This window comes from Plantibacter sp. MCCC 1A11337 (assembly GCF_013349365.1).
Classification (GTDB): Bacteria; Actinomycetota; Actinomycetes; order Actinomycetales; family Microbacteriaceae; genus Plantibacter; species Plantibacter flavus_A.
Genome location: NZ_JABJWX010000003.1, coordinates 295,251 through 319,772, shown reverse-complemented (window position 1 = coordinate 319,772; position 24,522 = coordinate 295,251). Strand labels below are relative to the sequence as shown.

General features: G+C 71.4%; 21 protein-coding genes and 1 tRNA gene. 10 read left to right on the top strand and 12 right to left on the bottom strand.

Annotated elements, in window-relative coordinates; genetic code table 11:
* Positions 1-182 precede the first annotated feature (182 nt).
* The 7 genes from HOW07_RS13295 (at position 183) to HOW07_RS13265 (ending at position 8,584) form a co-directional block, all read left to right on the top strand.
* Positions 183-809 (top strand): hypothetical protein, encoded by a 627-nt coding sequence (locus HOW07_RS13295; protein ID WP_175117422.1) that lies wholly within the window; start codon positions 183-185, stop codon positions 807-809.
* Complete coding sequence (locus tag HOW07_RS13290; protein ID WP_175117421.1) at positions 806-1,849, top strand: MoxR family ATPase; 1,044 nt, start codon at positions 806-808, stop codon at positions 1,847-1,849. The genes HOW07_RS13295 and HOW07_RS13290 overlap by 4 nt, the downstream gene beginning before the upstream one ends.
* Positions 1,850-1,911: 62 nt before the next feature.
* On the top strand, positions 1,912-3,294 hold the full coding sequence (locus HOW07_RS13285) for a DUF58 domain-containing protein (protein ID WP_175117420.1): 1,383 nt from the start codon (positions 1,912-1,914) through the stop codon (positions 3,292-3,294).
* Positions 3,281-5,818: a DUF3488 and transglutaminase-like domain-containing protein gene (locus tag HOW07_RS13280; RefSeq protein WP_175117419.1), complete on the top strand. Its 2,538-nt coding sequence runs from the start codon at positions 3,281-3,283 to the stop codon at positions 5,816-5,818. The genes HOW07_RS13285 and HOW07_RS13280 overlap by 14 nt, the downstream gene beginning before the upstream one ends.
* A gap of 153 nt (positions 5,819-5,971) precedes the next feature.
* Positions 5,972-6,059, top strand: a tRNA-Ser gene (locus HOW07_RS13275).
* Positions 6,060-6,356: 297 nt separating this feature from the next.
* On the top strand, positions 6,357-6,800 hold the full coding sequence (locus HOW07_RS13270) for a MarR family winged helix-turn-helix transcriptional regulator (RefSeq protein WP_175117418.1): 444 nt from the start codon (positions 6,357-6,359) through the stop codon (positions 6,798-6,800).
* Positions 6,801-7,033: 233 nt separating this feature from the next.
* A complete protein-coding gene (locus HOW07_RS13265) occupies positions 7,034-8,584 on the top strand; it encodes an MATE family efflux transporter (RefSeq protein ID WP_175117417.1) in 1,551 nt (516 codons plus the stop codon).
* Positions 8,585-8,793: 209 nt separating this feature from the next.
* On the opposite strand, the gene HOW07_RS13260 is transcribed toward HOW07_RS13265, so the two are convergent.
* Together HOW07_RS13260 and HOW07_RS13255 are read right to left on the bottom strand one after the other, a co-directional pair.
* The gene (locus HOW07_RS13260; protein ID WP_175117416.1) at positions 8,794-9,294 is read right to left on the bottom strand and encodes a GNAT family N-acetyltransferase; all 501 of its coding nucleotides are present in this window, start codon (positions 9,292-9,294) and stop codon (positions 8,794-8,796) included.
* A gap of 46 nt (positions 9,295-9,340) precedes the next feature.
* On the bottom strand, positions 9,341-9,700 hold the full coding sequence (locus tag HOW07_RS13255) for a DUF4406 domain-containing protein (protein ID WP_175117415.1): 360 nt from the start codon (positions 9,698-9,700) through the stop codon (positions 9,341-9,343).
* A 56-nt stretch (positions 9,701-9,756) separates the two neighbouring features.
* Between HOW07_RS13255 and HOW07_RS13250 the strand changes: the two genes are divergently transcribed.
* On the top strand, positions 9,757-10,464 hold the full coding sequence (locus tag HOW07_RS13250; RefSeq protein ID WP_175117414.1) for a DeoR/GlpR family DNA-binding transcription regulator: 708 nt from the start codon (positions 9,757-9,759) through the stop codon (positions 10,462-10,464).
* Between the two features lie 41 nt (positions 10,465-10,505).
* Here HOW07_RS13250 and HOW07_RS13245 read toward each other — a convergent pair whose 3' ends face one another.
* The 5 genes from HOW07_RS13245 to HOW07_RS13225 all read right to left on the bottom strand — a co-directional run bounded on the left by HOW07_RS13245 (position 10,506) and on the right by HOW07_RS13225 (position 15,829).
* Complete coding sequence (locus HOW07_RS13245) at positions 10,506-11,234, bottom strand: glycosyltransferase family 2 protein (RefSeq protein ID WP_175117413.1); 729 nt, start codon at positions 11,232-11,234, stop codon at positions 10,506-10,508.
* On the bottom strand, positions 11,234-12,691 hold the full coding sequence (locus tag HOW07_RS13240) for a bifunctional PIG-L family deacetylase/class I SAM-dependent methyltransferase (protein ID WP_175117412.1): 1,458 nt from the start codon (positions 12,689-12,691) through the stop codon (positions 11,234-11,236). Before HOW07_RS13240 ends, HOW07_RS13245 begins: the two co-directional genes overlap by 1 nt.
* A complete protein-coding gene (locus HOW07_RS13235) occupies positions 12,691-13,713 on the bottom strand; it encodes an acyl-CoA dehydrogenase (protein ID WP_175117411.1) in 1,023 nt (340 codons plus the stop codon). Before HOW07_RS13235 ends, HOW07_RS13240 begins: the two co-directional genes overlap by 1 nt.
* A gap of 370 nt (positions 13,714-14,083) precedes the next feature.
* Entirely contained in the window at positions 14,084-15,094 is a 1,011-nt protein-coding gene (locus HOW07_RS13230; protein ID WP_175117410.1) for a 1-aminocyclopropane-1-carboxylate deaminase, read from the bottom strand.
* A gap of 66 nt (positions 15,095-15,160) precedes the next feature.
* Entirely contained in the window at positions 15,161-15,829 is a 669-nt protein-coding gene (locus HOW07_RS13225) for a GntR family transcriptional regulator (protein WP_175117409.1), read from the bottom strand.
* Positions 15,830-16,008: 179 nt separating this feature from the next.
* Between HOW07_RS13225 and HOW07_RS13220 the strand changes: the two genes are divergently transcribed.
* Positions 16,009-16,542, top strand: a complete 534-nt coding sequence (locus HOW07_RS13220; RefSeq protein ID WP_175117408.1) for a hypothetical protein — start codon at positions 16,009-16,011, stop codon at positions 16,540-16,542.
* A gap of 102 nt (positions 16,543-16,644) precedes the next feature.
* Here the strand turns inward: HOW07_RS13220 and HOW07_RS13215 are convergent, their stop codons facing one another.
* Complete coding sequence (locus tag HOW07_RS13215; RefSeq protein ID WP_175117407.1) at positions 16,645-17,247, bottom strand: GNAT family N-acetyltransferase; 603 nt, start codon at positions 17,245-17,247, stop codon at positions 16,645-16,647.
* Between the two features lie 334 nt (positions 17,248-17,581).
* Here HOW07_RS13215 and HOW07_RS13210 point away from each other — a divergent pair, with 334 nt between their 5' ends.
* Positions 17,582-18,457: an aminoglycoside phosphotransferase family protein gene (locus tag HOW07_RS13210; RefSeq protein WP_175117406.1), complete on the top strand. Its 876-nt coding sequence runs from the start codon at positions 17,582-17,584 to the stop codon at positions 18,455-18,457.
* A 382-nt stretch (positions 18,458-18,839) separates the two neighbouring features.
* Here the strand turns inward: HOW07_RS13210 and HOW07_RS13205 are convergent, their stop codons facing one another.
* The 4 genes from HOW07_RS13205 to HOW07_RS13190 form a co-directional block, all read right to left on the bottom strand.
* Entirely contained in the window at positions 18,840-20,819 is a 1,980-nt protein-coding gene (locus HOW07_RS13205) for a helicase HerA-like domain-containing protein (protein ID WP_175117405.1), read from the bottom strand.
* Positions 20,820-20,886: 67 nt separating this feature from the next.
* Positions 20,887-22,398 (bottom strand): cryptochrome/photolyase family protein, encoded by a 1,512-nt coding sequence (locus tag HOW07_RS13200; RefSeq protein WP_175117404.1) that lies wholly within the window; start codon positions 22,396-22,398, stop codon positions 20,887-20,889.
* Positions 22,399-22,500: 102 nt separating this feature from the next.
* Complete coding sequence (locus tag HOW07_RS13195) at positions 22,501-23,679, bottom strand: Gfo/Idh/MocA family protein (protein ID WP_175117403.1); 1,179 nt, start codon at positions 23,677-23,679, stop codon at positions 22,501-22,503.
* On the bottom strand, positions 23,679-24,521 hold the full coding sequence (locus HOW07_RS13190) for a sugar phosphate isomerase/epimerase (protein ID WP_175117402.1): 843 nt from the start codon (positions 24,519-24,521) through the stop codon (positions 23,679-23,681). The genes HOW07_RS13195 and HOW07_RS13190 overlap by 1 nt, the downstream gene beginning before the upstream one ends.
* Between the last annotated feature and the right edge of the window lies 1 nt (position 24,522).

The window sequence follows — 24,522 nt, the reverse complement described above, 5'->3', positions numbered from 1 at the left end:
GTTGGGCACGTCGGCTCCGAAGAGTTACCCGACCCGCACCGGCACCGTGTGTGTGCGACCTGGTGCACATATGGAGTTCCTGTGGGCGACACGTCCAGGGGTGTTACCTGTTCGTTATCAGTCTTAGGATCGGGCAACGGGTTCCGACCCGGACGATGTACGCAGCGCGACGGAGGCCGACGATGGACCAACGCTACGACCCCGCGTTCCAGCGCGGACACACCGACGAGCGCACCCGCCCGAACACCGGTGACACCGGCCGGCGCAGTCACCTCGCCTCGCTCGAGGAGATCGCCCCGCAGCTCATCCAGCCGCCCACCGACGGTCGCCCCGTCCGCCCGCCGACCGACGACCGGTTCGACGATGGCCCGCGCGCCCAGCCGTCCCGCGGCATGCCCTCGCAGGCCGACCGTCGCATCCACCCGTTCGAAGCCCGGACCGGCGACACGACGACGGTCGCCGATCCGCCTGGGGTGACAGGTCCCGACGCGCAGCAGACCCAGCTCGACCAGCAGCGATACGAGGAGTACCTCGACGCCGCCGACGCCCACCGGGTCCGCGCCGTCGTCTGGGAGCGAGCCCTCTGGATCGTCGGTGTCGTCCTCACCCTCGGCGGCGGCGTAGGGCTGTGGCAGTCGTTCACCCTGCTGTACCGCGGGTTCGTCGGCGACAGCGGCCCGACCGACAACTACCTCTGGATGCAGTTCCTCGGAGCACTCGCCCCGACCCTCATCACGATCGGCCTCGCCACCATCGTCGCGCTGCTGTTCAAGCGCATGCTCGACCACGACCGCAGGAGCCGACCATGACCGAGCAGAGCAACACCAGCCGCGCCCCACGGGACACCGTCGCCGAACTGAAGCCGGCACTGAACGCCGAGGAGTTCCAGGTGCTGGCCGAGCGCATCCTCGACAACGTCGAGCGCGTCCTCGACGGCAAGCCGTTCGCCGCGCGGATCGCGCTCATCGTGATGCTCGCCGAGGGCCACCTGCTCATCGAGGACGTCCCCGGCGTCGGTAAGACGGTCCTCGCGAAGGCCCTCGCCGCGTCCGTCGGCAGCACCGTCCGCCGGATCCAGTTCACGCCCGACCTGCTCCCGTCCGACGTCACGGGCGTCTCGATCTTCAACCAGGTCGACCGCGAGTTCGAGTTCAAGCCCGGCGCGGTGTTCGCGAACATCGTCATCGCCGACGAGATCAACCGCTCCTCGCCGAAGACCCAGTCGGCGTTGCTCGAGTCGATGGAAGAGCGTCAGGTGACGGTCGACGGCGAGACGCACGCCCTGCCGTCGCCGTTCACCGTCGTTGCCACGCAGAACCCGCTCGAGATGGAGGGCACCTACGCCCTGCCGGAGGCCCAGCGCGACCGCTTCATGGCGCGCATCTCCATGGGATACCCCGACGCTTCCGCGGAGCTCGCGATGCTCCGCCAGCGTGACACGGTCAACCCGCTCGACACCATCGGACCGGTCGCCTCACGCGGCGACGTCGAGCGCCTCATCGCCTGGGCACGCGGCGTCTTCGTGTCGCCGATCGTCGAGCAGTACTGCGTCTCGCTCGTGCAGGCGACTCGTGTGCACCCGGAACTCCGGCTCGGCGCGAGCCCGCGCGCCACCCTGCAGCTCGTCCGCGCGGCCAAGGTGCTCGCCGCGCTCGACGGTCGAGAGTTCGTCCTGCCCGACGACATCGACCAGCTGCTGGCACCGGTCCTCGCCCACCGGCTCATCCCCACCCGCCGTGCGGTCAGCGCCCACGACCGCTCAGGCGTCCAGGCGGTCTCCGAAGTGCTCGCCGAGCTGCTGGAGCGGACACCCGTGCCGCACTCCGGTCGCACCGAGCTGAGGTCGTGAACCGATGGCCGCGCACCGCGACCGCCGGATCGCCGTGAACCGGCAGCGGAGGTCCTGAGCCCATGAAGCGTCGCGTGCCGTTGACGAGACGCGCGGTCGGCGTGCTCGTCGCGGCCGGCGTGTGCCTCATCTTCGCGCGCGGGATCGGCTCGCCGGAGCTGCTCGCCGCCGCCGGACTGCTCGTCGCGCTCGTCGCCGCCAGCTTCGGCGCGGTCTACCTCGAACGGCCGTCGCTCCGGGTCGACCGCACCACCCGGCCCGACCTCGTCGCGGTCGGCGGTCGGATCTCCGTCGAGGTCTCGATCGCCGAGACGAGCGCGCTCCCCCACGTCCACACGGAGTGGAAGGACCGCGTGCCGGCCGGACTCGCCGGCAGCGCCGAGGGCACCCTGCCGAGTACCGGCGTCGCGGGCATCGGATCGCGTCGGCGAACGGCCGAGTACACCGTGACGGCACTGCGTCGCGGAGAGCACGAGCTCGGCCCGCTCGGACTCACCGTGAGCGACCCGTTCGGACTCGTCGTCCGTCGCCGCGACGTCGGCGGGACGCATGCGGTCGTCGTCCTACCGGAGGTCGTGGTCCTGCCCGAGATCCCCGCGCTCACGGCCAGCCGCGACGGTTCCACGCGCCCGTCGTCGCTGCACGTCGGCGCCGGCGAGGACGACATCATCGCGCGCCCGTATCTGCCGGGGGACGCGATCCGCCGACTGCACTGGCGGGCGAGCGCGCACCACGGTGAGCTGATGGTGCGGCAGGAGGAGCAGCAGAACGACCCCGAGGCGACGGTCCTCCTCGACACCGCCGCGGCCCACTGGGCCTGGCCCGACGACGATCCGTCGTACCTGCCGGCGTTCGAGCAGGCCGTGTCGCTCGCGGCCTCGATCACCGCCCACCTCGTCGACGCCGACTACCGCGTCAACCTCCTCGGAGCCGGCACCGAGGAGCTGTCGCGCGAGATCAGTGCGAGATCCGCGGCCGGTGGCCTGCGGTCCAGCCCCGTCGGCGACATGGGCGACGCGCTCGCCCGCGGCGGGCAGCATCTCGAGGAGGACGACCTCGACGCCGCGCTGCTCGACCTGGCCCTCCTGCGTCCATCGGTCCGACCCGATCGGTTCCTCGACCTCTCACCCGTCATCGCCGCACGCCGGTCGCAGCCGGTCATCGCGATCCTCGGCGACGTGGAGGAGGGCGACCTCGGTGAACTGACCGCGGTCGCGCACCTCTCGCCTCTCCCTGTCGCACTGCTCCCGGCCGGCGCGCGGCGTCGGTCCATCGAGCTCCTGGAGTCGGCCGGGTGGCGATGCCACGTCGGCGAGCGCGGCGCATCGTTCCAGGCCCTGTGGTCCGGCACGAGCGGTCCGGCGACCACCACGCTGGCGCCGCAGTCTTCCGGCCGCGGCGGCCGTGGTGGTCGGGGTGCCGGAGGTTCGTATGTCCGTCGCTGAGGAACGCCGCGCGGCGGCCGCCGCCCGTGGCCGAGTGTCGTCTCGCGGAGGCGTGCCGTCGGGGGTCCGTCCTGGTGTCGGCTCGTCGAACCCTCGGCGACCGTCCCGCGGTGGAACCAGCGGCGGGTCGTGGTCGGGAGGCGCCGGCGGACGCCGCGACGACCCGCGCGACACCGCGAACGTCGGCGACCTGCGTCTGGGCCTCGCCGCCTTCCTCCTCCTCGCGACGGGTGGCCTCGGATTCGGGCGGGTGCTCGACGCGCTCGACTGGTGGTTCATCACGAACCTGGTCATCGCGATCGTCCTCGCCACGGCGATCCTCCTCCGGCGCACGAGACTGCCCGCGGTGTTCGTGTGGCTCGGCGCCGGCATCGCATGGCTGCTGACGATCACGCTGTTCTTCGCCAGTGAGACGGCGATCGTCGGCATCGTCCCGACCCCTGCGACGCTCGGCGCCTTCGAACGGTTGCGCGACGCCGGGTTCCAGACCTTCCACGACGGCTCGGCCCCACTCGACACCGACGCCGGCGTGGTCTTCGTCATGGCCGCGGGCGGCGGCCTCGTCGCGCTGGCGGTCGCGTGGCTCGTGCTCGGCCGCCACGCACCGGTGCTCGCGGCCGTCCTGGTCTTCGCCGTCTACGCCGGGCCGACCGTCGCCGTGTCGTTCCCGCTCGATCCGTGGGTGTTCGCGTTCGTCGCCCTCTCCTTCCTCTGGCTGCTCCGCGAGGACGTCCGGCGCCGCGAGTTGCTGCGAGCGCTCGCCTCGGCCCGGGCTGCCGGCGACGGACGCGGCGCCGGACCGTCGGCGATGACCGGCGCCGGTCGCTTCGGAGGCCTCGGTCCGGCCGTCCTCGTCAGTGCCGTCGCGGTGGTCGTCGCGCTCCTCACACCGGCCGTGCTCCCGGACCTCGCCGTCCGGGACGTGACCGCCGGCGCCCGCGGGAGCGGTCCGTTCGTGAACGGCATCAACCCGCTCATCTCACTCGGCCAGAGTCTGCGGCGCCCCGCGAACACCACCGCACTCGAATACACGACCACCGCCGACGAACCGCCCTACCTCAAGGTCACCGACCTCAACGAGTTCACCGGCACCGTCTGGGGACCGGACAACTCGGGCTACAACGACGGCAACACGCTCGACGCCTTCCCCGCGCCGGCCGGACTCAGCGAGGCGATCCCGGTGGAGACCTTCGAGACGACGGTCACGGTGGACTCGCTGTCGAGCCCGTGGCTGCCCTTGCCCTACCCGACGCAGAAGGTCGACGGGCTCCGCGGCGACTGGCGGTTCGAGGCCGCCGGGCTGACGGCGATGGCGGAGCGTGGATCCACCCGCGGGCAGACCTACACGGCGACGAGCACCGCGATCCTGCCGACGGCGCAGCAGATGCGCGACGTCCCGCCGGTCGCCGACCCGGCGTCAGCCGCCCCCTATCTCGAGCTGCCCGACGACCTGCCGCAGATCATCCGTGACACCGCTGCGGACGTGACGGCGACCGCCTCCACCGACTACGACCGCGCGATCGCCCTGCAGCGCTACTTCCGCAGCACCTTCGAGTACTCGGAGTCGGCACCCGTCGAGGAGGGCTTCGACGGCAGCGGCGCCGAGGTCATCGCGACGTTCCTGGAGCGCAAGGCCGGCTACTGCATCCACTTCTCGTCCGCGATGGCCGTGATGTCGCGCGTCCTCGGCATCCCCGCGCGCATCGCCATCGGGTACCTGCCGGGCACGACGATCGACAACACCCCGGCGAACCGCGACACCTACATCGTCACCTCGGACCAGTTGCACGCCTGGCCGGAGCTGTACTTCGAGGGCGTGGGCTGGGTGCCGTTCGAGCCGACGGCCAGCCGCGGGGTTGTGACGCAGTTCAGCGACGCGAGCACGGCGACGCCCGGCAGCGGATCGGTGAGTCCTGACAGCCGTCCGGCTCCGACCGCGGCGTCGACGCCCACCCCCACTGCGGACGCGCTCGGCGGACCGACCTCGACCCGCTCCGACGGGGCGTTCACCGCCGCCCTCGTCCCGCTCGCGATCCTGCTCGGCGTGCTGGTGTTGCTCGCCACCCCGTCGATCGCCCGGGGTCTCCGGCGCGCGGCCGGGCGGCGCCGTGCACGCACCGAGGGGAACTCGGCGGGCTGGGCCTGGGCGGAGTTCCTCGACACCGCCCGCGACCTCGGTTTCCCGGTGACGTCGGCGGAGTCACCACGCGGGTTCGCGTCGAGGCTGCGCGGGCAGTTCCGGATCGAGTCACCGGCCGTCGACCGGCTCGTGGCCGCGGTCGAGCGGGAGAGCTATGCGCCGAGCGCTGGAGCGCGACGCGACATCGGGGGCGATCCCCGGATCGGTTCCTCGGCTGGTGGTGCGGCGAGCGCCGGTTCGGTCGACGCGGCGTTGGCTGACGCGAAGGCGGCCCTGCGGTCGGCGAGTCAGCCGCTCGAACGCGTGCTCGCGGCAGTCCTCCCCCGGTCGCTCGTGCTGCGGCGTGACCAACGGGTGGACTGGCGGCCGCCTGCTGCGAGCTGACGCGAGTGGCGCTCCGTGCCGGTGTGTTCGACCGCTCGCGTTCGTGGTCGGCCGGGCTCGGCCGGGCTCGGAGCGCGGCGGCGGGGCCGGGTGGCGCGCGGCGGTCCGGGAACCAGGTATGCTGCTATCTGGCCGTTTTTCACAAACTGCCTTGGAGAATTCGCCTAGTGGCCTATGGCGCACGCTTGGAAAGCGTGTTGGGTTAACGCCCTCGGGGGTTCGAATCCCCCATTCTCCGCCAGCTGCACCCTGAACGCCCCGCCTCGTGTGGGGCGTTCTGCGTTTCCGGGCCTCCCCAGCGACGTATCTCCGTGGTGCCAGCGCGGTGCGCTGGCGTGAGCGCGGGTCACACGCGTGAGCGCGGGTCTCCGGAGGGGCGCGCTCAGGGATACGACCCGCGCCCACGCCGAACTCGTTGGTTTCGTGTCAGAGCACCGCGCTGACGCCGAGTCAGCCCAACTCACGCCAGCGCACCGCGCCGAGCAAGTCGATCATTCGATGGTTGACAGTTAGAACTCGAAGCGTTAGTGTTCTAACCATGGACGACGAGACACCCGATTTCAGCAGCACACTCCAACTGCTCCGCTGGATCGCGTGGGCACAACGCAAAGCCGGCGAAGACTGGATCCGCGCTCGCGAACTCACGCACGAGCAGGCCTTCGTCCTCGGGTACCTCGTCCAGCATCCAGGCTCCATCCAACGCGACATCGCCGAGGTGAGCCGGACGAGCGCCGCCAGCGTCTCGAGCCTCCTGCAGGGACTCGAACGCCGAGCGCTCGTGGAACGACGCGCCGAAGCGGGGAACGCCCGCACCAAGCGGGTCTTCGCCACGCAGCGCGGCACCGAGCTCATCGCCGGGTTCGAGACCGCGATGGCCGATGCCGACGACAGCATCCTCACCCCGTTGGACCAGAGCGAACGCGACACCCTGCACGCTCTGCTCACGAAGCTCACGGCACACCTGCCGCAGCCGACCCGCTGATCACCGCTCGGGAACCCGAGCTCCCCGACCACGCGCCGAGACCACTCGCCGCGCCATCCGCCGACCGCCACACGCGATGGCGGCCGCGAACGCCACGACGGCGCTGTCCGTCGCGCCCGGACGCCTGCTGAGCCCGTCCGCTCGGCCCGCGCCGGACGACCACCCCACCAACGAATCCTCGCCGCGCCGGCGCTCATCGTCGCGCCCGGAACCTGCCCGAAACGGAGCCTGCCATGCACCCCGAAGACCACATCGATCCCACAACCGGAACACCCCTCCCCAGCCGCACCGCACCGTCGACGGACACCGCGCCACCGACCGTCACCACAGCCTCGACCGACACCGCACCATCGGCCGACACCGCACCATCGACCGCCGCCGACACGGTCGGCAGCAACCGCTGGTACCTCGCGACCGCCCCGATCATCCGGGCACTCATCCACCTGTGCGTCCCGATGGCGGCGGCCCTGGTCGTCAGCGCCGTCTACAACCTCATCAACGCGGGTGTCGTCGGCTCGCTGCACGACACCACCCTGCTCGCCGCGATCACGCTCGGAGCCCCGATCCTCGGACTCATCATGGCGATCGGCGACCTGTTCGGCGTCGGCGGCGGCGCACTCATCTCCAGGCTCCTGGGCGCCTCCGAACACGACCCGGCACAGGCCGGAGACATCAAACGGGCCGCCTCCTTCTCCGTCTGGGGCGCGTTCCTGACGGGCGCCGTCCTGGGCGGGATCGGCCTCGTGTTCCTCGGTCCCCTCGTGTCGCTGCTCGGGGCGGACGCAGTCACCGCACCGGCGACCTCGGCGTTCATCGGCGTCATGCTCGCGTTCGTCCCCGTCATGGCGACCGCGTTCTGTCTGGAACAGCTCGTGCGGGCCGAGGGTGCCGCCCGTCAGGTGATGATCGCCCTCATCGCGTCGGCCGTGGCGAACCTCGTCCTCGATCTCGTCTTCATCCTCGGGTTCGGCTGGGGCGTCGCCGGTGCGGCGCTCGCGATGGGCCTGGCGAACCTCGGCGTCCTCGTCTACTTCGTGGCGTGGCTGCAGCGCAACAGCGAGCACGTCAGCCTGGCACCGCGCTGGTTCACCCTGTCGCCGACGATCCTCAAGCCGGTCCTCGGTGTCGGGGTCAGCACGCTCCTGCAGTCGGGGTTCCTCATCGTCACCGCGCTCGTGTTGAACACGCTGGCCGCGGCCTACGGAGACGCCCCGCTGGCCGCCATGGGCGTCGCGGTCCGGATCGCCCAGGTGCCCGAGTTCCTCGTCATGGGCGTCACCTTCGGTGTGCTCCCGCTGCTCGCCTACGCGTTCGGCAGGGGCGACGGCGCGCGCCTCCGGTCGGCTCTCCGCACCTCGGCGCTCACGGTCGGTGGGATCTCGGTCCTCTTCGCCGGCGTCGTCCTCGTCCTGCGTGAGCCGATCGTCTCCGCGTTCATCGCCGACCCCGCCGTCCTCGGTCTCGGCGTCACGATCCTCGTCGCCCAGCTCACCGCCATGATCGCCAACGGGTTCACCGGACTCATCACCTCGCTCTTCCAAGCGACCGGGCGAGCGCTCCCCGCGGCGGTCATGGCCGTCACCCAGGGCGTGTTGTTCGTCCCGATCGTCCTCCTCGGCAACCTGTGGTTCGGACTCGGTGGCATCGTCTGGTCGCTCACCGTCACGGAGGTCATCGTCTTCCTGGTCGGTGTCCTGCTCTGGCTCGGCTCGCGACGCGCCATCGACCGTGGCCTCGCAGCCGGTTCCCCGGAGCGTGCCGAGGCCCAACTCGCCGACGCCTGACGGGCTGCCAGCGCGGTGCGCTGACCTGAGCGCGGGTCACACGCGTGAGCGCGGGTCTCCAGAGGGCCGCGCCGACGTCCACGACCCGCGCTCACGCCGATTGCAGCGATCTCACGTCGGCGCACCGCGCCGGCACCCGCACCACCGCGCTCGGGTCGGCGCACCGCGCTGGCGACACCCCGCCGAGCGCGTGGGCCATCTCGGGAGCGTCACCCCGCGGCGTCGTCCAGGGGTATCCGCATCACCGCGTTCTCGATGAGCACCCCGCGACGCTCGACCCGCTGCTCGCGGACCACGACGAAGCCGTGGCGCTCGAACACCGGCTGCGCCGTCCGACTCGCCTGCACGGTCACCTCGTGGAGCCCCACCGCCCGGGCTTCGTCGATCACCTGACGGATGAGCGCGGACCCGACGCCGTGTCGTCCCGCGTCCGGATCGACGAACAGCATGTCGAGGTAGCCGATATCGACGTCCAGATCGGTGAAACCGACCACCGCGTCGTCGAGCTCGGCCACCCACGTCGTCACCGCGGCACGTCGGTCGGCCCAGTCGTCCAGCACGGCGCCTGCCGGTTCGTCCGGCACCCATGCGGCGAGTTGCTCGGCCGTGTAGTGGGCGGCTGCGGTCACCCGCACCGCGCGTTCGAAGATCGACCTGGTCGCCCGCGCATCGGTGTCGCGGTAGCGGCGGATCCTGAGGTCGTCGAGCACGCGCGTCAGCCTAGCCGGAGCACGGGGGCTCCGCGGGCAAGCGACCTCAGCCCTCGAGCGCCGGAATCTCCGAGAGGTCGGTGTACACGGGGATCCCGCGCTCACGGGCGATGGCGACGTCGGTGTCGGCGCCGGACGACTCCCCCGGCAACCGGAGCACGGCGTCGCAGTGCTGGAGCAGCCGCCTCGCCGTCTCGTACATGACGTCACCGTCGCCCGACGCGGTGTCGATGCCACGCAGGATCGGCAGCGCGACCCACTCCCCGATCATCGGGACGTGACCGAGCGCGTAGATGGGCGCTGCAGCGGCTTCGAGTCGTTCCAGGTTGCCGGCGATGGCGTCGGGATCACCGCCGGTCCCGGAACGGTAGGGGCCGGCGATGAGGATGAGGAGTGGCGTCGTCATGTCCAGCACTGTAGCGTTAACCGTGCACGATCGTGCAACATCATGAAGGAGCACGTATGTTGAGCGCCCAACGCCGATCGCACCTGCTCGACCTCCTCGACCGCGACGGGCGGATCGTCGCGAAGGACGCCGCCGCTGCGCTCGGACTCTCCGAGGACTCGATCCGCCGAGACCTCCGCGAGCTGGCCGAAGCCGGCCTCTGCGTCCGCGTCTACGGCGGCGCACTCCCGGTCCCCGCGGCCGACCGCTCGTTCCAAGATCGACTGTCCCTCGGGACGGCGAGCAAGGAGCGCGTCGCCCGCATCGCCGCCGAGCGGATCCGACCAGGCAGCACCGTCATCATCGACGCCGGCACCACCGCGCTCGCCCTCGCGCGACTCCTCCCGGACGACCCCACCCTCACCGTCATCACCCCGAGCCCGGCGGTCGCCCTCGCCGTGGCGGAGCACTCGCCGGCGCGCGTCATCATGATCGGGGGCGAACTCGGACGTCACTCCATGGTCGCGGGCGGCGCTCTCGCCGCTGAAGCCATCCGTCACCTGAGCGCCGATGCCTGCTTCCTCGGCGTCACGGGCTTCCATCCCGAACACGGCCTCACCACCGGCGACCTCGGCGACGCCGCGACGAAGCGCGCCCTCGCCGAGCGCAGCACCGACGTCTACGTCCTGGCGAGCGAGGAGAAGGTCGGGGCCGTCTCCCGGTACCCGGTGCTCGACCTCGGCGAGGTCACCGAGGTCATCGTCGATCCACAGACGCGCGGATAGGACCGGTCGACGCGGGCCGGGGGTTCAGACGCGCAGGATCGTCAGGATCGCGGGTAGGTCTCGGCGAGGAACGCGGCGTAGCCACCCGGGGTGCGGCCGCGTCGCCGACCCGAGGTCTCGACGGGTGCATCCGGCGTCGGCACGACCCTCAGATCCGCCGCGCGGGCGCGCTCGACGAGATCGACGTCCTCGTGCTCGGCCAGCTCACGGAAGCCGCCGAGTTCGTCGAGCCGATCGGCACGGACACCCAGGTTGGCCCCATGCACGTTGCCCGGCAGATGTCCGGGCGGGTGGGTCTCCGTCCAGCGCTCCACGTCGCGCTCAGAGAAGTCCGTGAAGTCGGGCCGGACGGTCCCGAGGAGGACGTCGACACCGTCGTCGAAGGCACGGGCGTGCACGGAGAACCAGTCCTCCGGAACGCGCGAGTCGGCGTCGGTGTTGGCGATCCAACGTTCTGAGACCTCTGCAGCACCCGATCCGGCAGCACCCGATCGCACAGCGGCCGCGACACCGGCCCGCCGGGCCGCCCCGACACTGCGCTCGTCGACGACGACAGTGACCGCCTCCTCGGGATCGAAGCCCGCCAACCGCTCGCGGACGATCCGCGCCGTGTCGTCGCGGCAGTCGTCGAGCACCACGACGATCCCCACCTGCAGCTCGGGACGAAGACGAAGCACGGCGGCACGCGCGACGAGCAGCGCGTCGAGGCATGCCCCGATCAGCTCCTCCTCGTCGTGCGCGGGCACGACGGCATCGATCCGTCGCAGCATCAGCCGGTCAGACCGTCCACCGTGGCGACGCTCGCCTCGTCGGCGGGCACGAGGACGTCGAGCAGGAAGTCGTCCTCGACGTGCTGGATCGACCGACGGCCGGGCCAGCGTTCGAGCAACCGGCGATGGACGAACTCGGCCGAGGTCGTGGCGTGGTCGTCGGGGTGCCGCCAGTGACACGCGACGATGCTCCCGCCGGGCGTGAGCGAGCCGAGGAGGTGGTCGATGACCCGATCGAGGTCGGTCGCCGACAGGTAGTAGCCGACCTCAGACATCACCACGAGGTCGAAGGCACCGCTCGGCCAGTCGTCCGGGAGCGTCCCCCGTTCGAACCGGGCAGCGGGCACCCGTCGACGGGCGATCTCGAGGGGCGCCTCGGCGATGTCGACACCGAGCACGTCGTCGCTGCGGTCCGCGAGCCGCTCCGTCAGGACACCCGTTGCGCAGCCGAGTTCGAGCACCGACCCGTAGCGCTGGCGCGGCAGGGCGGCGAGCAGGACCCGACGTTTGCGCTCCTCGTACCAGGACCCGAAGTCCCAGCCGTCGGGGTGGTCGCGGTAGTGGTCCTCGAACGACTCCTTCGAGCGCGAGGTGGTGTCGGCAGTCACGACGGTGTCCGTCGCGGTGACGGTGGCGGCGGGGTCGGTGACCGCCGCCGCACCCGCATCCGGCTCGCTGTCGGGGTCGAGGTCCAGTGCACGCCCGTTCGGGAACAGCACCTCGAACCGCCGTGCGTAGTGCTGCAGGTGGTGGTGGTCGACGATCGCCTCATCGCCCGGCGCATCCGAGAGCGGCTCCGTCTGCGAGGGGTAGGCGTCCATCGCGGCGATCTTCGCCCCGTGCGCCGCGGCGTCGAGCGGGACGATCCGCGCCTCGGCCCACGGCAGGGTCGCGTCGTCGGTGTCGGCCCAGTGCCAGAGCCAGATGGGGAACTCCGCGAGCGCGAGGTCGAGCTCGGTCGCGAGGGCCGTGGCGAGTTCGCCCGCGATCCGGTGGTCGCGGTGCCCGTCGCCGCGCCAAGGGGCGACGATGAGCGGTCGCGATCCGGCGGTGGCGACGGCTGCACGCAGTCGCTCCGCGATGCGCGCGCGTTCGGCGTCGAGGCCGCCGTCCGGTATGTGCAGGACGTCGTACCCGACCGTCGGGTGGAGACGACCGACGGCATCGATGAACTCGGCCTCCCGGCGCGGGGCGAGTTCCTCGGGGGTGGTGGTCGGCGAGTCGGGGTGCGATCCCTCGCCGAGGGTCACGAGGAGGACATCGACCGGGATCCCGGCGGCCGCGGCGGCCGCGATGATCCCGCCGGCTCCGAGCGACTCGTCGTCGGGGTGCGGTGACAGGACGACGACGCCGGTGGCGTGCCGCCAGCCGTCCCAGACGGGCAGGTCGAGCTCGTGCAAGCGGGTCGCCCAGGCGGCTGCCGACGTGCCGGGGTCGCGGTGGTCGAACGCGGGCATCAGTCGGCCTCCACCAGCATGCGGCCGTAGCGCGCGAGGTCGCGGTCGCCGTGGTCCTGCTGGACGTAGAGCTCGAGGTCGGACATACGGGCGAGGTAGGCGGGTTCGGAGGTGAGCGGGCCGGGGCCGAGTGCTCCGAGCACCCCGGCGCGGATGGCGTCGACCCGACCGCGGACCGTCGACCGCACGCGCTGGGCGAGGCGCGGGCCGGCCGTGTCGTCGGCGTGGCCGTGTTCGATGGCCTGGGCCGCGTCGGCGATCGCCTGCTCGGCGATCGAGAGGTCGACGGCCGCGGCGCCGAGCGTGCGCAGGAGGAGGTCGGCGTCGGGTCGTGTGCGTGCCGCGGCGAGCAGGCGGTCGACGAGCGTGATCGCGCCGCCCCACCAGCAGGCGGCGACGCCGATCCCGCCCCAGGAGAAGCCGGGACGTCGCAGGTACCACCCGTCGTCGCCGACCGGGGACGCGGGGACCCCGTCGAAGCCGACCGGGCCACTCGGGACGAGCGGCAGTCCGCGGGCGAGCCACACGCTGTCGTCGGTCGTGACCCCTGGATCGGTGAGTGCGACGGCGAACAGCCGCCGCTCGCCCGGCGCGGTGTGGGCGGTGACGAGGGCGTCGCTCAGGCGGGAGGCGAGGGAGCACCACGGCTTGGTGCCGGTCAGCTGCCAGGCGTCGTCGACCAGGGTCGCGTCGAGACGCAGCCCGGGTGCTTCGGCCGCGAAGACGCCCCAGGTGGAGACGGTCGGCGGTTCGAGGTCGGCCTGATGCAGGATGGCGAGCGCGTCGAGGTGCGGTTCGACGACGCGTGCGAGCGTGACGTCGACCGCGGCGATCGCGCCGAGTCCCGCGAAGACGCGCCCGGCGGTGTGCTGTTCGAGCGGGCCGACGAGTCGCACGGCTGTGGAGGTGAACGCCAGGCGCGACTCGATGCTCGCCAACGATCCCGTCGCCGCGTCGTGCACGGCGCCGAGATCGAGGGAGGTGCCGCTGGAAGGCCAGGCGGTCGACTGCAGACGGATCATGCGATCCGCGTCTGGTGTCGGGGTTCCATCGGTGCGCGCATGCGACCTCCTCGCGTCGTGGAGGTCCAAGTCTTGCACCGCCACGCGCCGCCGCCCGACCCTGGACCGCGACCATCGACCCTGGTAGTGCGTCAGCGCGGTGCGCTGCCGCGAGCGCGGGTCTCCGGACGGATGCCAGCGCGGTGCGCTGACGCGAGCGCGGGTCATGGACGTGAGCGTGGGTCTCCAGAGGGGCGCGCTCGTTCGCCTGACCCGCGCTCACGCCGATTCCCCCGGGTTCGCATCAGCGCACCGCGCTGGCACCGGTTTCCGGCACCTCGGCTCAGCGCACCGCGCCGGCACCCCGCTCGGGCGAGGTGCGGGCACCGGCTCAGTCGCGGAAGAGGGCGCTGTAGGCGTTGATCGCCGGCTGCCCACCGAGGTGCGCGTAGAGGACGTTGCTGGACGCCGGGATGTCACCACTCGTCACGAGGTCGATGAGGCCCGCCATCGACTTCCCCTCGTAGACCGGGTCGATGATGACGCCCTCGAGCCGACCGGTCAGGCGGATCGCCTCCATCGTCGACTCGACCGGGATCCCGTAGAGGTCGCCGGCCCATCCTTCCAACACCGTGATCTCGTCATCGCGGAGCTCGCGTTCGAGGCCGATGAGCTCCGCCGTGTTGCGGGCGATACGTGCGACCTGGTCGCGGGTCTCCTGGATCTTCGCCGACGCGTCGATGCCGATCACCCGGCGCGGTCGGTCCTGCCCGGCGAACCCGGCGATCATACCGGCGTGCGTGGACCCGGTGACGCTGCAGACGACGATCGTGTCGAAGAACACCCCGAGTTCACGCTCCTGCTGTTCGACCTCGGCGGCCCAGTTCGCGAAGCCGAGACCACCGAGCCGGTGGTCCGACGCACCGGCCGGGATCGCGTACGGGGTGCCGCCGCGTTCGCGCACGTGGTCGAGGGCGCGCTCCCAGCTCGACTTGAAGCCGATGCCGAAGCCCGCGGGATCGAGACGGACCTCGGCACCCATGATCCGCGACAGCATGATGTTGCCGACCCGGTCGTTTACGGAGTCGGGCCAGTCCACCCAGTTCTCCTGCACGAGCACCGCCTGCATCCCGAGCTTCGCCGCGACCGCCGCGACCTGACGCGTGTGGTTGGACTGGTAGCCGCCGATCGACACGAGCGTGTCGGCACCCTGCGCGATCGCATCGGGGATGAGGTACTCCAGCTTGCGGGTCTTGTTGCCGCCGTAGGCGAGACCGCTGTTGACGTCCTCGCGCTTGGCCCAGATGGTCGCGCCGCCGAGGTGGGCGGTGAGGCGGTTGAGTTCGTGGACGGGACTCGGTCCGAAGGTGAGGGGGTAGCGGGCGAAGTCGCTGAGGGACATGTGGTGGCTCCTGGGTCTCGGTGGTGCGGCGGGATGTCGGGGAACGGGTCGGGTGGTGGGCGCTGCTCAGTCCTCGTCGAGGTGGGCGAGGACGAGGTCGGCGAGGGTCGTCCAGTTGCCTCGGACAAGGGCGGCCGCCGCGTCGACGTCCCCCTCCGCACAGCGCTCGATGACGGCGTCGTGCTGCGCGATCGACCCACGTGCCGCGACCGAGGAGAACCGCAACCGTTCGATCCGTCGCAGCAGCGGGGTGACCGCCTCGAGCGCATCACGGATGAACGGATTCCCGGCGACGTCCACGGCCACGGCGTGGAAGGCGTCGTCGGCCGCGAGCGCGGCCTCGGCATCGTCACGCTGGAGGGCGGCTGCGAAGTCACGGTTCGCCGCGCGCATGCGGTCGAGGTCGGCCGAACTCAGGTGCGGTACCGCCTCACGGACGGCGAGTTCGTGCATGGCGGCGGCGACCGCCTGTGCCTGCAACGTCGCCCGGCTGTCGAGTGGGGCGACGACGGTCGACCGTCCGGGTTTCGCGATGACGAGCCCGCTCCGGGCGAGACGCAGGACGGCCTCGCGGATGGGCGTGCGGCTCACGCCGAGCCAGCGTTCGAGTTCGGTGTCGACGAGCTTCTCGCCCGGAGTGAAGGTCCCGTCGACGATCGCATTGCGCAGCGACTGGTAGACGTCGTCGCGGAGGAGCGCTCGGCGATGCGGGTTGGCTTGAGCGGGAGCGGGCATGCAATATATTGCACATCGCGGGAGCGAGAAGTCAAGTGTTCCGGGGCAACCGGGCGGACCACGTCGAAGAGTGGGGCATTCGTCCTACTTGTCCCCCAGATGGCGGATTGTCCGCCCACTGAAAGCAGGCCACGATGGTCCGCGGGGGTGAGTGCGTGGTGCAACGGGGTGATGAACCGGTGACGGTCAGACCGCATCCTCGCGTGCTCTGGAGCGCCGTCCTGAGCGCCGCCATCGTCGTCCTCCCCGTCTGGGGCGTCTCGCTCTGGCTCGTCGGCCCGGCCCCGAGTGTCGAACGCACGTGGGTCATCACGCTCGGCATCATCGGCATGGTCGTCCTGCTCGGCGTCGCCGCCCTCTCCCGTCGCCAACGCATCGTCGTGCGGCACGACGGGTTCGTCGAGCAGCCCATCGTCGGGCGGCAGCGGTTCGTTCCACGGGAAGCGATCGGCCGCAGTCTGCTCTTCGAATTCCGTGGTCGGGGTCTGCACGCGAGCTCGCAGTTCTTCGTCTGCGACGCCGAGAACCGACCGCTCCTCCGCATGCGCAGCAACCGATGGAGCACGGACAGCATCGCGGCCGTCGTCGCCGCCTACGACGGCCCGGTGGAGCGACCTCGCCAGCCGGTCTCGCTCGACGATCTCCGCGAGGACCACCCCGACCTCCTCACCCCGCTCGAGCGCCTGCGCTGGGCGCGCGCCGAACTGCTCTAGCCGAACTGCTGTCGCTGAGTCGGCCTGGCCCGGCTACCGCGACGGAGCGCGAGGGCGTCGTCGCACCACCCGGCATCCGGCTCGGGCGGGATGCAGCTCGAGTCAGAATGTCTTCGCGTACCAGTGGGCCCCGGGACCGCCCTCGACCCGGGTGAAGCCCGTCCGCTGGTAGAACTGCTGCGCACCGGTGTTCGAGACGCCGACGCCGAGGTGCACACCCGGGACGCCGCGCTCCGCGAGGAGCCCGCAGAACGCGTCGATGAGCCGTCTGCCGACACCCATCCCCTGCGTCTCCGGCAGCAGGTCGATGTGCAGGTGGGCCGGATACTGCGCGAGGAGCTCCGGGGCCAGCCCGCCGCGATCGGTCGCGGATCGGACGATGCCGCGCTCCCCCTCCGAGGCGGCACCGGAGGCCGCGGCCGCCGCGTACTTGCCTTCGACGGTCGGCCACCAGCGCTCGATGAACCAGCGGTCGAAGGCGGTCGTGTCCGCGGTGCCCAGGATGTACCCGATCGGACCCGAGCCGGCGTCGACGAGCAGCGCCAACTCGGGCTCGTGCTCGACGTAGGGCAAGGCATAGATGTCGGGCAGGAGGTCGTCCGTGCTGAACTGCCCGGTCGCGTCCGCCCCCGAGTCGCCCGTTCGGGTGCAGATCGCCGCCACGGCGGCGCGGTCGGACGGTCGGTACGCGCGGATCTCGGTCACCGCGCCAGCCTAACCGGCGTTCCCCGGTGCCGGAGCCCCATCCTCGCCGGTCCTGAGCCCCACCTTCCCGGTCCCTAAGGCCCACCCTCCCCGACCCCTGAGGCCCACCCTCCCCGACCCCTGAGGCACACCCTCCCGACCCCTGAGGCACACCCTCCCCGGTCCCTGAGCCTGTCGAAGGGCGACGTTCCTTCGTGTGCCCTTCGACAAGCTCAGGGACCGATCGAGGCGGCGATCGAGGCGGCGATCGAGGCGCGACCCAGCGACCGCCCCAGGGACCGCCCGAGGCGCGACCCAGGCACCGGGTCCGATCGGGTTGCCTAGGCTGAGTCCCGTGACATGGCGACCAGGAGGCATCGAAGCGGCCGTCGAGCAGTGGCGGCTCGTGCCCGACGGCGAGCTCATCGTGACGCCGTCGAGCCGGTTGCTCCCCGTGACACATCACGGACGACCGGCGATGCTCAAGGTGCCACTCGTCGAGGAGGAGGCGCTCGGCGGTCAGCTGCTCGCGGCGTGGGGCGGCGCCGGGTGTGCAGCGGTGTTCGCGGGCGATGACCACGCGATCGTCCTGGAACGCGCGACCGGCGGCCGAGATCTCGCCTCGCTGACCCGCGCAGGTGACGACCTCGGAGCCGTCGCGATCCTCTGCTCCGTGCTCGACACTTTGCACGCGGCGATCCCCACCCCGGCGCAGATCGATGCCGGTGGCGTCATCGCCGAGCTCCCGACGCTCCGCCGGTGGTTCCGCGAGCTGCTCTCAAACGATGCATCCGCCGTGGGCGCCCTCCTCGGCGATCCGGCGAGCGCGGCGTTCCTCGAGCGTGGGCGGGAGCTTGCCGGTCGACTACTCGACACCACGACGCCTGCCGACGTCGTCGTGCTCCACGGCGACCTCCACCACATGAATGTGCTCGAGTTCGCACCCGGCGACTGGCGGGCGATCGACCCCAAGGGCATCGTGGGCCACCGCGCCTTCGACGCCACCGCGCTGTTCAGCAACCCCGATCCAGCGACGGCGCGGAACCCACGGCTGTTCGCCGAGCGGGTGGACGTCGTGCGTCGATCGCTCGGCCTGCCGCGAACCGTCCTGCTCGAGTGGGTGGCCGCGCGCTCCGCACTGTCCGCCGTGTGGTCGCTGCAGGACGGGCTGCTCGACGACGCCCGCGCCATCATCGAGATCGGTCGCCTCGCCGAGGACGGCCTCCGCTAGGCCCTTCGACAAGCTCAGGGACCGGAGAACCGCTCCGGGGACCGGAAGTCCGCTCCGGGGACCGGAAGTCCGCTCCGGGGACCGGAAGTCCGCTCCGGGATCGGAGAACCGCTCCGGGGATCGGAAGGCCGCTCCGAGACGAGAGGTAGTCGCTCACGGGACCGGAAGACCGCTCGGGAACTGGGATACCGCTCAGGGACCAGGACACCGCTCAGGGACAGGACACCGCTCGCAGGACCAGGACACCGCTCAGGGACAGGACACCGCTCGCAGCACCAGGACACCACTCCGGGACCGGGACACCGCTCCCGGGGCGAGACACCGCTCCGGACCGGGACACCGCTCAGAGACCTGGGCGTCGATGAACAGACGGAGCCGCAGCTCAGCGGCGGCGACGCGTCCCGAAGATGCCCTCGACGACCCCGGTGAGGATCGACCGCGTCGCCTTCGACCCGAGGATCTCCTCGAGCGGACTCTTCGACGACGTCGACGACGACCTCGTCGACGTCCGGCGGGTCGTGCCGGCGGTCTTCCGGAGCAACCGTTCGTACTCGGCGTCGGCCCTCTTCTGCGCCGCAGCCTGGGCCTTGTCGGCGGCGGCCTGCTGCTTCGCGAGTTCCGCCGCGATGCGCTGCCGCTCGAGTTCGGCCTCGGCGGCGAGCGCGGCCTGGTTGGCCTCCTCGAGCTTCGCGGTCAGGATCTCCCTCGCCGACTCACGGTCGACGGGCGTCCCGTACCGCGCGAGCAGCGGTGACGCCGCGATCGCCGCGTCGATCGACGTGTCGGCACTGGGCGACATGAGTCCCTGCGGCGCCCGCAGTCTCGTCCACGCGACCGGCGACGGCGCCCCCTTCTCGTTCATCACGGTGACGACCGCCTCACCCGTACCGAGCGAGGTGAGGACCTCGCCGAGCTCGTAGCCGGAGGTCGGGTAGGTCGACACGGTCGCCTTGAGCGCCTTCGCGTCGTCCGGGGTGAACGCACGGAGGGCGTGCTGCACGCGCGACCCGAGCTGCGCGAGCACCTCGCCCGGGACGTCCTTCGGCGTCTGGGTGACGAAGAAGATGCCGACACCCTTGGACCGGATGAGCCGGACCGTCTGCGTGATCTGCGCGAGGAAGTCCTTCGACGCGTCGCGGAACAGCAGGTGCGCCTCGTCGAAGAAGAACACGAGCTTCGGCTTCTCGGGGTCGCCCACCTCGGGGAGGGTGTTGAAGAGGTCGGCGAGCAACCACATGAGGAACGTCGAGTAGAGGGCCGGCTGATTCTGGACGCCCGGCACCTCGAGCAGACTGACGATGCCCTTGCCGGTCGGATCGAGGCGGATGAAGTCGGCGGTGTCGATCTCGGGTTCGCCGAAGAAGACGTCGGCGCCCTGGTCGGCGAAGGTGATGAGCTCCCGCAGGATCACCCCGACGGTGGCGCCCGACAGCCCGCCGAGCTCCTGCAGTTCGCCCTTGCCGTCGTCGCTCGCGAGGTAGGTGAGGACCGCGCGCAGGTCGCTCAGGTCGAGGAGCGGCAGACCCGCTTGATCGGCGTAGTGGAAGACGAGACCGAGGCTGGACTCCTGCGTGGCGTTGAGACCGAGGACCTTGCTCAACAGCAGCGGGCCGAAAGCGGCGATGGTGGCGCGGATCGGGACGCCCTTGCCGACGCCGCCGAGCGCGAAGTACTCCGTCGGCGTGGCGGCCGGCGTCCAGTCCTGGCCGATGCCGTGGGTGCGGTCGAGGAGCTTCTCGTTCGACTCCCCCGGGGTCGCGATGCCCGAGAGGTCACCTTTGATGTCAGCGGCGAACACGGGGACGCCGGCGGCCGAGAGCTGCTCGACGAGGCCCTGGAGCGTGCGGGTCTTCCCGGTTCCGGTGGCGCCGGCGACGAGCCCGTGCCGGTTCATGACGCTGAGCGGGATGCGGACCTGGACCCCGGGCACCGGTTCCCCGTTGACCAGTGCGCCCATCTCGAGCGCCGGGCCGTGCACGACGTAGCCATCGCGGATCTTCAGCACGTCGTCGAGGCCGAGCGGTCCCGGGCCGATGGTGTCGGCGCTGAGGTCATCGGTGCCGGGCGCGGTGCTGCTGGCGTCGCCACCGACCGCGTCGTCGGTCGGAATGTCCGCCCGGACATCGGCTGGGGCCTCGGCGGCCGCCGCATCACTCGCGGAACCGGAGCCCGCCGCCACCGTGGCCCCGCCCGACGCGGTGATCCCGGCCCCGGCGAGCGCCGCTGCAGCCTCGGCCGCCTTCACTTTGGCTGCGGCGAGTGCCGCCTGCGCCTGGGCGGCTTCGAGCTCGGCCTGGGCTTGGGCGGCGGCAGCCTGGAGTGCGGCGATCTGCGGGTCGGATGCTGCATCACTGGGCGTCATGTGCCGAGCCTAGCGACGCGTTCCTCACCGGTCGAGGGGTCGCGCGGGGGCTGGACGACTGCTCCGATCACCACTGTTCGCGGGTGCGCTCCTGGTCGACGACGGCGCGCAGGTCGGACAGTCGGCGCATCCCGGCCAGCGGTTGCGCCATACGGGTGTTGGGCCGGATGCGCGGTTCCACGCGGTCGAGGAAGGCCCAGTATCCGGCGGTGAAGGGGCAGGCGTCCTCGCCCAGCCGCACCTTGGGATCGAAGACGCACCCACCGCAGTAGTCGGACATCTTGTCGATGTACGCACCGCCCGAGGCGTAGGGCTTCGTCGCGACGATGCCGCCGTCCGCGTGCTGCGACATGCCGATGACGTTCGCGGGCATCACCCAGGGGGTGCCGTCGACGAACATGTCGATGAACCAGTCGTTGAGTGCGACCGGGTCGTACCCGTGCTGCATGGCCCAGTTGCCGAGCACCATGAGCCGCTGGATGTGATGCGCCCAACCGTGGCGACGCATCCCGTCGATCGTCTCGCGGAGGCAGTTGGACTGAATGGCGGCGGCGTCGAGTTCGCGGAACTGACGTGGGAGCGGCTCGTGGGCTCCGAGGGCGTTGTGACTCGTCCGGTACGGCTCGCCGAGGTGCCAGTAGAGATGCCAGACGTAGTCGCGCCAGCCGATGATCTGGCGGGTGAAGCCCTCGACGCTCGACAGCGGCGCGCGACCGGCGTGGTACTCGGCGACCACGGTCTCGACGGCGTCGCGCGGGTCGAGCAGGCCGAGGTTGAGCGGCGCGCTCAGCAGGGAGTGCGCCATCGTCCAGTCGCCGCCGAGCATGGCGTCCTCGAACGGGCCGAAGTCGCCGAGCCTGGTCTCGATGAAGTCCGCCAGCGCCGCCTCCGCCTCGGCCGCCGTGGCCGCGAAGCGCCGGGGCCCGTCGTCGCCGACCAGCTGGACCAGTCCGTCGCGCTGCCACCGGTCGAGGTCCTCGCGGACCTCCGCGTCGATGTCGTCCTCGTCAGGCCAGAGCGGCTCGGGCAGACCGAGCCGGGCGGCTCCCTTCGGCGGCGGGTTGCGGTTGTCGTGGTCGTAGTTCCATCGGCCGCCCTCCGGCTGGTCGCCGCGCATGAGGATCCCGGTCCGCTCCCGCACCGTGCGGTAGAAGTCCTCCAGGAGGAGCCGCTTGCCGTCCCGCGTCGACGCCCAGGCCGCGAAGTCCGGCTCCGAGGTCACGAAGCCGCGGCTCGGGAGCACCCGGAGGCCGCGCTCACGGACGAAGCGCCGAGCCGTCCACGAGGTCGGGGCGATCACCTCGAGGTCGGCGCCGACCTCGACGACCTCCTCGTAGCGGTCGACCTGGTGGAACTCCGCCCGGTCGCCGAGTTCCGCCGCGCGATGTCGGATGGCCGAGAGGAAGAGGTGCGCCTTCGCCCGGTGCATCGGTCGCTTCGTGAAGGTGGACTTCGATTCGATGAGCAGGATCGGTCCGCCGTCGTCGAACGCCGGACCGAGCTGGCCGGTGAGGATCCATCGCCGGCGAGGAGTCGCGTCAGCGTCGTGCTCGGTGCTTCGCCGACCGGTGGTGTCCATCGCCTCAGCGTACGTGGGGCGACGGACACCACCGGGGGCTTGCTCAGCCTGGTCCGATGCTGCTCGGTTCTGTTCTGCTCGTGGCTGCTCGGCTCACAGCGCTCAGAGCGTGGCGGCGAACGGGTCCCAGTCCTCGGCGACGAGCGGGACCGGCGCGACCCGGCTCGCCACGTCGACGGTCTGGCCGGACACCACGGACTCGTCGATCGAGACGAGCGTGTCGAGCACGTGGTAACCGAGGGCACCCGAGGCGAGCGGCGTGCCGCCGGAACGGATCGCCCGGGCGAGGTCGAGGACCCCGGTCCCGCGGCCGGCGAGGACACCCTCGGTCGGCACGACCTCCCACTCCGGGTCCTGCTGCATCCGCTCGATGGGCGCCGCACGGGTGATCCGCACCTCGCCCGTGAACATGTTCGGGTCGGGTATCACGAGCGTCCCCTCGGTGCCGGTGATCTCGACGACGCCCATCTTCGCGAGCGGCGACTCGAAGCTGAAGACGCTCTGGCTCACGCCGCCTTCCACGAAGCGGGCGATGGCGCTCACGTGCGTCGGCACCTCGACGGCGAACTCGGTGCCGACGCGGTCGCCCTGCTGGATCGTCCGCGTCGCACGCCCGCGGGAGCCGGCCGCCGACACCGAGGCGACCGAACCGAACACCTGCACGAGCGTCGTCAGGTAGTACGGCCCCATGTCGAAGAGCGGCCCGCCACCCTTCGCGAACAGGAACTCCGGGTTCGGGTGGAAGATGTCCGGCCCGGCGTACTGCATGACGGTCTGGGCGGTGAGCGGCTGACCGATGTCGCCGCGGGCGATGGCGCGACGCGCGGACTGGACGCCCGGGCCGAGCACCGTGTCCGGCGCGATGCCGACGAGGAGTCCTGCGGCGTCGGCCTGCTCGAGGAGCGCGAGCCCGCTCGCACGGTCGACGCTGATCGGCTTCTCCGTCCACACGTGCTTCCCGGCGGCGAGCACTTGCGACGCGACCTGTGCGTGGACGGCGGGGATCGTGAGGTTCACGACGAGCTCGACGTCCGGGTGCGCGAGGACGTCGTCGGCGGTCCCCCACTCGCCGACGCCCCACTTCTCGGCCTGGGCCTTCGCGCGGTCGACGTCGAGGTCGCCGAGGATCACGACGCGGACGTCGGGGAACGAGGTCAGGTGCTCGAGGTAGGTGTCGCTGATCATGCCGGTGCCGATGAACCCGACGCCGACCGGGCCGCTGCCCTGCGGTGCGCGTGCCGTGCCCTGCGCTGCCGCCGTGTCGTGCGCTGCCGCGGCCATCAGCGGACCACCGCCTCGGTCGAGACGAGCTGCTCGGCGACGAGCGCGTCGACGCTCGCCTGGATGCCGTCGAAGATGTCGCCTGCACCGTAGTGGTCGAACTCGATGATCGCGAAGCGTGCCGAGGGGGCCGCTGCGATGGACTCGCGCAGCGGGACCTCGCCCTGCCCGAACGGTCGCTGGTCGAGACTCGTCGGCACGAAGGGTGCGGCGCCCGGTGCGAACGGGTCGGCGGGCAGCAGGCCGTCCTTGACGTGGAGCGCCTGCACGCGGTCGCCGAGGCGGCCGAGCAGCTCGGGGACGTCCTGACCGGCGGTCGCCGCCCAGAACAGGTCGACCTCGAGCGCGACGTCGTCACGCAGCTGATCGGCGAAGACCTCGAACGCGCTGCGTCCGCCGAACGATGCGACGAACTCCTGGGAGTGGTTGTGGTAGCCGACGCGGAGACCGTGGTCGGCGGCGCGCTCCGCTGCGGCGTTCAGGCGGGACGCCGTGTCGGCGACGGCGGCTTCGTCGAGCCAGCGGTCGGGGCTCACGAAGGAGTCGATGACGATCTCGAGGCCGAGTGTGGTCGCGGCGGCGAAGACGTCCTCCTGTGAGGCGACCGGCATGACCTGGTCGCCGAAGCGGATCTCGTCGGAGAGGAGGGTCGCGTGCCCGGTGCGGGCGGCGAGACCGTGGCGGTCGAAGGCCTCGCGGAGTTCGGGCGCACGGGAGACGAAGTCGAACGCCTCGACCTCGCGCAGGCCCATGCCGGCGAGCCGGGCGAGGGCGTCGTCGAGGCCCTGGTCGAGGTGCTCCTTGATGCTGTAGAGCTGTACGGAGAGCGCTGGTGCGGTCATG